Genomic DNA, 7,420 nt, shown 5'->3' with positions numbered 1-7,420 from the left:
TTTACGTAAACAAGTACGTGAGGATGCCGACGAAACCATTAATTATGATGAATACGCTGAGGATATCCGAAGCTTGCTTGATAAACACATAGCGGGTATTGAAGTAAAAGAACCTGACGGGGCGTATTTAGTCGGTAACTTGGGCAAAGACGTTAAACCACAGGATATGAGCGATGACGAAGCGCGTAACCAAACAGATAAAATCACTGGCCGAATCACTAAGATGATTGAGCAAGACTTAGCAGATGATCCTTATGCGCAGGAATATTTTTCTAAGATGCTTAAAAAGGCCATTGAAGATGCCAAAGCGATGTTTGATGCGCCAGTAAAGCAGTACATATTGTTCGCTGATTTTGAGCAAGAAGTAAAAGACCGCAAAGTGGCTGATGTTCCCAATGACTTTATGGATGACGCAGGCAAGTTAAACAAACATGCCCAAGCCTACTTTGGCCTGTTCAAACATTTATTCGATAGTGCATTTTTAACTGAAAAGGCACTGGATAATGAGAAATTGGTAGCGCTTGCTTTTGATATTGATGCCGTCGTAAATGACGCGGTTGCTGAGTATTCCATTAACCCTGCGGAAATTGAAAACGCCATTCACATGAAGTTATTACCCATACTGTTTGCTGAGCTTGGCCTTGATAACGCACAAAAACTGATTGAAGAAGTGTTAAAGATAACCCGATTAGGCATAGCTAGAGGCTAATGTAAGTGACACAAAAAACGGTAGCCGCTGCTATTCATTCTGAAGCAAGCAGCGCAACAACCAACGAACGAGGTGTTTTTACTTATGGTAACGACACCATTCGCTATGAGGTCATTCGTAAAACAAAGCCTAGTGATAACGCTAAAAAAGTAGCACGTAAGGTCGTTATTAAGGTTCACCCTGATCAGCGTGTTGTTGCGACTGTGCCTCATGATGCGAGCGAAGACGCTATTGTTGATGCAATGAACAAGCGTGCAAGATGGATATGGCAAAGTATTAATGACTTTGCAAAGCAAAAAGACACGGTATTGCATAAGCGTTATGTAAGTGGCGAAACCCAATTTTATTTAGGTAAGCGCTATGTACTCAAGGTCATTGTTGATGCTGAGCAAGTGCCCAGTGTGAAGCTCAGCCGTGGTAAATTAAACGTCACTATCAAGTATGAAATAAGCAAAGATACAGCCCCGGATAGTCAAGGTAGCCGCGCTGCGAAAATTAAACCGCTAATCGATAAATGGTATCAGCATAAAGCAAAAGCTATTTTCCATGAGCGACTAGCCGAACTACTTCCGAAAGCCACTTGGGTAACAGGCATTCCGTCTTTTCGTGTGATGGCAATGAAAAAGCAATGGGGAAGCTGCTCTACCAAAGGTAACTTGATGCTCAATCCACACCTTGTTAAAGCCCCGAAAGAATGTATTGATTACGTGATACTGCACGAGCTTTGCCATATTGCAGAACACAATCACAGCGAGCGCTTCTGGCGTTTACTAACTCAAGTAATGCCAAACTGGAAAGAAGTAAAAGCCAAATTAGATGATATGGCGGAGATGTATTTGAATGAATAAGTCAGAATTAATATCAGTTTGTATTAGTGACAATAGAGTATGCCCTATGCCCCCTCAGTGGGTTAAATTCGAAGAGCTATTATCAGAAATGGGCAATGGTAAACCGCCTCAATCACTTATTTTGGGTTATTGGTTTGATACTAGTGATGAAGAAAAACGCAAATGTGTTCAACAGCAGATTGACTGGGCTTATGAAAGAGGACTACTCGATTTTGCTATTGAATATTTAACCCAACTTAAACCTAACCAATGGCATACAGGATACCGCAAGTAATATGAGTAAGCATAACGAACACTCGTCATATAGAGAAAAGTTAATTGAACATTTATTTGTAGGAGAGTTACTGAAACTATCTTGGCTTGAACATGAATGCGGTCTTGAGGTAGCAAAACCAGAGGTTGATAATTCAGGTTACGATATCATTGCCGAGTGTTACGGGGTTGTTCGGCATATTCAACTGAAGGCATCGTACAGGTCTTCCTCAACAACCCAGCAAAAAGTGCATATAAAATTAGCGGATAAACCCTCAGGCTGTGTAGTTTGGATCATATTCGATGAAGACTCTTTAGAGTTTAAAGAGTTTTTATTTTATGGTGATCAAGCTGGTGAACCTTTACCGAACATAGATAACCTTAAGATAGCCAAGCACACCAAGGGAAATAAGGACGGGGTTAAAAATGAGCGACCCAATATTCGAGTTATAAACAAAGGTCAGTTTGAATCAATTAATTCAATAGGCTCTTTGTTTCAAAAACTATTTTGCATCACTCCATCGGAAGCTCCAGATATAACTGAGCCTTCGTCAGAATTACAACAAGTGAACTCCACTTTAGATGAATTTACTAAATTACATAGAATCAAGATATGGTCGCAAAAACCTTGGCAGAAAAATCATCAATTGATTAAAGGTTTTTTAGAACTTGAATCAAGTAATGGTTTTGTTGATTTGGACCAATTAATCGAATACTGCTCAAATCACTTTGATGGCGCAAAAGGCGAATGGAAAAATAATTTCAACTCCATGAAAACTGATCTTGGAAACGCTCATGGCAAGATCTTTTTTACTGTTGGAAATAGGTTAAAAATTTATAGTGAAGCAAGGAGAGAAATAGATAAATTTAATTGGTAAGCGGTAACAGTTTAAGCTGCTTTATGAAGGTGGCATTCGTTAGTAAAAAATGAAGATGACATTATGTAGAACTCGCCCCCGCCTTTACCTTCAGATGCGGCAAATTTACCTAAAAAGTATTCGTACACACGGCCAACTAAGTCTTCTTCTGTTTTTTCGTTTTGGTTGGCAATAGTGTCGATATTATTAATGGTGTCGATAAGCGCTGAGAGCTTACTGGCATCAAGCCCTAAGCGTGAAAAGTAGTTGTCGGGCAATGCGCCGGCGAGTGATTTATTGTTTTTTTCAACCGCGTGTAGTGCGGTATCTATTTTAACGGCAATATCGCCTTGCTTAGCGTTGGCTTGAATGTACGACCAGCGTGCGTCTTCTGGTAGATAAAACACGTTATCCATCGCGTAAAAGTCGACCATGTCGATGTATTCGTCGCCGTACTCGGCAATAATGGCTTTTTTACGCGCTTCAAACTTGTCACTAATAAATTTAAGAAAGATTAAGCTTAAAACAATGTGCTTATATTCGGCTGATTCAACACTGCCACGCAGTTTATTGGCGGCATCCCAAAGGGATTCTTCAAACCCGACTTGTGTTTTTTTTGCGGCTTTTTTTGTAGCAGGCTTTTTTGATGCAGCGTCCATGTGGTCTCTCTTTGCAAGAATATCAATATAATTTATTGGCTTATCATACAGCAAAGGTCGTGGGTTTTTGAGTGTTAATTAGTAATAAATTAGTATTAAAAGATCGGAGTAATTGTATGTATTATCCCCTCAAGAGAATGGCTCTTTCTAAAATATATTTTTATTTACGGAAACTATAAAAATATTAGCTATAAAGTATTCACTAAAATGCTATAGCTAAACTTAAATAACTTTAGATTAACTTAGATATCCCTGAAGCTTTTACTTTTATTCCAGACTCTTCAGCTTCATGCTCTCCCATATTAATAATATCTTTAAATATTCCTAAAAATTGGCTTGGCGTCTTGTTTAGTCTGAGCCCTATGTAGGTACCAGAAAAATTAAGGGTTTGCTTATTTATGGTTCTACCTTGCGATACAATTATTGCACTGCCACTACCGAGCATAAACCAACCGAATGAAGAGACTAATTGCTCTAATACATACAGTCCAAACCCCGAGTTTTTATAAATATTTTCAGACTCAACGATTTCTGTCGTACCTGAGATACCTGGTTTTATAGCATTCAGTAGCGCATCTATTTCTGATTCAAATTTAAATGAACGACCTAGAGAAGATGATATTCCAACCCCCTCGTCTATTACAGCAACTTCAACACGCCCATTAACCCATCGTTGCCCACATAAATAACATTCATTTGTTAACGAATGCTCAAATACATTTCTTACGATCTCTCTTAGTGCATAGCGATAAAGCCTATTCTCTTCTGTTTCCAGTTGCGTCCCTGATAGCAAATTTGCAAAGCGCCTGACCTTACCTGTGATTTCGTCATACCACTGTTGAATATTTTGTGTTTGTAAATCAAACTCTGGCTTTTCTATTTTGGTTATTGGTAAGTAAGTCATGGAACCTTGAGCTTCACCAACTTCATTTCCCTCATCCATACCAATAAAATCAAAAAAACCTAAATGGCGAAGATAACTATGCGCATTGCCAGAACTATCGTGACCTTTTATTCTTGTGTTTAATCCGTTTTCTCTCCTGTATTTTATCCATTTTCGAATTTTAGAACCTGCAACCAGCATCCCGCTTGGGTACGAAAAGCTCAAGGTAGTGCAATCGATTAGAATTTCTGGTGTATTCTGGTTGTTTTCTAACTCATTAAAAAAAGATTTGAGTGTATCTCGGCCTAAATGCCGAGGAAAAAATATGGTCTTCATTGCGTTTCTACTCACTAATCCGCTGTGCTAATAGTTACAAGCGTATAATTCATTTTAAAATTAGGGCTGTTTTACTTCATAGCCCTTAGCTGAAGAAATGGCCCATGAATACTCAGAGCCATTTCCAGCTAGAATTATATCGAAACCAAAGCTTTTACTCGTTAAAGGAGGGATATTAACGTTACTAATATAATATCTTGAGCTTTCCTTTTTTCCATCTACAGTCGTAATTTTAACCTTTAACTCTGTAACTGTAATTGATTCATTTCCATTGTAGATATTACCGGAATAATAATTTGAATAACCTAAACTTGCACGACCGATTAAGTTTAGCCGTTCTTTAACTCCAAGTTGTTTAATTTCTTTAGGCGTGGTTTGCTTTTTATTTTTTTCGTAACAAGATTTATGGATTAACTTTGCACCAACATCACTTTTGACGCCTTTCATATGCTCAAGAATACATTCATCATAAGTTGCGGGCTTTTCATCGCAGCCCAATAGAAATAAAGTAACTAATATTAATGGAATAATTTTCATAAACATCCTTATTCATATGATAAATAAACTAAAAACTTTTCTCGAATTACAAGATTTACTATTCTGATTCTAGTAGTTGAATTAGCTTACGCTTACCTTCTTCATCTAGCTTTTCGATTAAACACGCCAGTGTTGCGCTTTCTTCTGACTCACAAAAAAAGTAATTTACGGGAACATTTAGCTCGGTTGCTAGCTTTTTTAAAGTAGCTAAGTCGGGCATATGGCGACCTGTTTCGTAATGGTTCATTCTGCCACTGGCTGAACTCGGGTCCATCCCTATTTTAATACCTAACTCTTTTTGGCTTATTTTCATTCGTTTTCGAGCCTCTTTAAGACGCTCTGTAAAAAAGGATTTAACCTGCACCGTTGCTTCATCTTGGTAACTCTCACATTTAAATGATTGTCTAGTTTTTACATGAGCATGTATACTTAGGAATCCTAAGTTTATGGTGAGTAGTAAGGTTTAGCAATGAGTAAAAAAGCGAATATGAATGTATTTTTACATTTTCTTTTGGTAATCAAACAGATGAATGATTTCACTGTGACGCAAGCTAAAGATGCTTTATTGCGTGAACAATCTGAGTTTACTGATTCAGTAGAAACCCGAAAGTTTGTATATCGCCAATTAACTCGCAATGTTGCAAATGGACTCTTAAGACGAACCAATAAATTAAATAAGGGAGCTAAAGAGGTTATATATTCAACAACAGAGCTTTTTTCAAGTTTAGAAATCGTTCCTACTTCTAGACGAGGCAAAGTAAAACAAATAGATACTGCAAATATTAGTGTTCCTGATATTTCGACAGAAACTGTTAAAGTTATTGAGTACCAAGAAGAACTTAAAAAAGATTTATTAACATACGAGATTGATTTAAATACTGTACTTGAAGAAGCTAAAGAGTATCAGCGCCTTTCTGCACGCTATCCTAAGCTGCAAGAACAGTTGCAACTGCATCACACTCAAGCTAAGGAGAAGTCGATTAGATTACTTGGCAAAATAAACGCTTTGCAGACTTTATTGGGTAATAAAATAACAGAAAAGCAACCATGCTAAGGGATTGGCAAACAGCCTGCTTATCGGCAGTTAAAAAGCATTACTCCCAAAGTAATAAGCACTTTTTTTGTTTAGCTACACCAGGGGCTGGTAAAACCGTGTTGGCGGCAGAAGTGGCAGCGTATTTATTTGAAACTAAGCAAATAGACTTTGTGATTTGTTTTTCACCCTCTAGCGAGGTGGCTAATGGTATTAGAAAGACGTTTGCTAAACGATTAAATTGTAATTTTGACGGTATTATTGGCTCAGTTGGTTGCTCGTATACTTATCAAAATATGCGCTTTTTTAATGACGACTACTGGAAGCTATTAAAGAACAACCGTGTGTTAGTGGTGTTTGATGAAATACACCATTGTGCTGGTTCGAGCATTGAGGATGCCAATGTATGGGGGCAAGATATTGTTAAAAACATTCAACAGCACGCTGCTTTCACGTTGGCTTTAACAGGCACACCTTGGCGCTCTGACCTTCTTCCTATCGCGCTGGCAACTTATAGCGACCCTGATAATAAAATAATATGTAATTACACTTACTCGCTGCAACAGGCGGTAAATGATGGTGTTTGCCGTAACCCTAAAATTGTTTTAATTGATAATGAAGAAATTTCGGTAACAACTACGAAACAGGAAACTAAAACCTATAACTCATTAAAGTCTTTGCTAAAAGATCCATCGATTTCCTACCAGGATTTGATTAAGCACGAAGCTGTAATCAATTATATTATTGCTCAAGGAGTAAGTAAGCTCGCCACTATTAGGCAGCAGAATAGCAATGCCGCAGGGTTAATTGTGGCCTCTTCTGTTGAGCATGCAGAGCAGATAGTGACTGTACTCACCGACCTTTTTCATCAATCAGCAACCATAGTTACTTACAAAGAAAGTGATGCTGGCGATAGAATTAACCATTTTCGCTTTAGCAACACGCAATGGATTGTAAGCGTTGGAATGGTGTCGGAAGGTACTGACATACCTAGGCTGCAAGTGTGTTGCCATTTAAGCAGAGTTAAAACTGAGCTTTATTTTAGGCAGGTGCTTGGCCGTATATTAAGAGTAAATAATTCCTCCAACCAAGAAGCTTGGCTATTCACCCTCGCCGAAGAAACACTAAGCACCTTTGCAAATAGAATTGACCAAGAGCTACCCGACACTTGTGTACTAATAAGAAATAACGCCATAGCGAATGAATATTTTGGAACAGAGACTCATAAAAAGACAAGCTCCACTAGGCCCGATAGTCAGCCGATTGCTGAAATTGATGATTTATTAGTAAGCGTCCGGCCAACCAC

The 7,420-nt window shown here is 38.2% G+C and carries 8 protein-coding genes and 2 pseudogenes; 6 read left to right on the top strand and 4 right to left on the bottom strand.

Annotation, left to right across the window (positions count from 1 at the left end; genetic code table 11):
* The 4 genes and pseudogenes from CWC14_RS18010 to CWC14_RS19465 form a co-directional block, all read left to right on the top strand.
* Positions 1–709 (top strand): annotated as a pseudogene (locus CWC14_RS18010) (type I restriction endonuclease subunit R); the annotation flags it as partial.
* Positions 710–714: 5 nt separating this feature from the next.
* Complete coding sequence (locus tag CWC14_RS18005) at positions 715–1,557, top strand: M48 family metallopeptidase (protein ID WP_138564276.1); 843 nt, start codon at positions 715–717, stop codon at positions 1,555–1,557.
* Positions 1,550–1,831, top strand: coding sequence for a hypothetical protein (locus tag CWC14_RS18000; protein WP_024603960.1), 282 nt, complete (start codon positions 1,550–1,552; stop codon positions 1,829–1,831). The genes CWC14_RS18005 and CWC14_RS18000 overlap by 8 nt, the downstream gene beginning before the upstream one ends.
* Before the next feature lies 1 nt (position 1,832).
* A complete protein-coding gene (locus CWC14_RS19465; RefSeq protein WP_024603961.1) occupies positions 1,833–2,687 on the top strand; it encodes a hypothetical protein in 855 nt (284 codons plus the stop codon).
* A 53-nt stretch (positions 2,688–2,740) separates the two neighbouring features.
* Here the strand turns inward: CWC14_RS19465 and CWC14_RS17990 are convergent.
* From CWC14_RS17990 to CWC14_RS17975, 4 genes and pseudogenes are all read right to left on the bottom strand, one after another.
* Positions 2,741–3,325: pseudogene (locus tag CWC14_RS17990) on the bottom strand (type I restriction-modification system subunit M N-terminal domain-containing protein); the annotation flags it as partial.
* A 232-nt stretch (positions 3,326–3,557) separates the two neighbouring features.
* Entirely contained in the window at positions 3,558–4,544 is a 987-nt protein-coding gene (locus tag CWC14_RS17985; RefSeq protein ID WP_138564272.1) for an ATP-binding protein, read from the bottom strand.
* Between the two features lie 60 nt (positions 4,545–4,604).
* A complete protein-coding gene (locus CWC14_RS17980) occupies positions 4,605–5,081 on the bottom strand; it encodes a hypothetical protein (protein ID WP_138564270.1) in 477 nt (158 codons plus the stop codon).
* 58 nt (positions 5,082–5,139) lie between these two features.
* Positions 5,140–5,394, bottom strand: a complete 255-nt coding sequence (locus CWC14_RS17975; RefSeq protein WP_138564268.1) for a helix-turn-helix domain-containing protein — start codon at positions 5,392–5,394, stop codon at positions 5,140–5,142.
* A gap of 156 nt (positions 5,395–5,550) precedes the next feature.
* Here CWC14_RS17975 and CWC14_RS17970 point away from each other — a divergent pair, with 156 nt between their 5' ends.
* Both CWC14_RS17970 and CWC14_RS17965 read left to right on the top strand, forming a co-directional pair.
* A complete protein-coding gene (locus CWC14_RS17970) occupies positions 5,551–6,135 on the top strand; it encodes a VspR family transcription factor (RefSeq protein ID WP_138564266.1) in 585 nt (194 codons plus the stop codon).
* The coding region (locus CWC14_RS17965; RefSeq protein WP_138564264.1) for a DEAD/DEAH box helicase at positions 6,129–7,420 on the top strand (1,292 nt) is incomplete at its 3' end. The genes CWC14_RS17970 and CWC14_RS17965, both read left to right, overlap by 7 nt.

Origin of the sequence: Pseudoalteromonas sp. S3260, assembly GCF_005886925.1 — a bacterium.
Taxonomy (GTDB): Bacteria; Pseudomonadota; Gammaproteobacteria; order Enterobacterales; family Alteromonadaceae; genus Pseudoalteromonas; species Pseudoalteromonas tetraodonis.
The sequence above is the reverse complement of the archived record's forward strand: the minus strand, read 5'-3'. Positions and strand labels throughout refer to the sequence as shown.

Bases quoted from the DNA above. Each gene is read 5' to 3' on its own strand.
- CWC14_RS18000 (WP_024603960.1), top strand. From the start codon at position 1,550: ATGAATAAGTCAGAATTAATATCAGTTTGTATTAGTGACAATAGAGTA.
- CWC14_RS19465 (WP_024603961.1), top strand. From the start codon at position 1,833: ATGAGTAAGCATAACGAACACTCGTCATATAGAGAAAAGTTAATTGAA.
- CWC14_RS17985 (WP_138564272.1), bottom strand. From the start codon at position 4,544: ATGAAGACCATATTTTTTCCTCGGCATTTAGGCCGAGATACACTCAAA.
- CWC14_RS17980 (WP_138564270.1), bottom strand. From the start codon at position 5,081: ATGAAAATTATTCCATTAATATTAGTTACTTTATTTCTATTGGGCTGC.
- CWC14_RS17975 (WP_138564268.1), bottom strand. From the start codon at position 5,394: ATGAAAATAAGCCAAAAAGAGTTAGGTATTAAAATAGGGATGGACCCG.
- CWC14_RS17970 (WP_138564266.1), top strand. From the start codon at position 5,551: ATGAGTAAAAAAGCGAATATGAATGTATTTTTACATTTTCTTTTGGTA.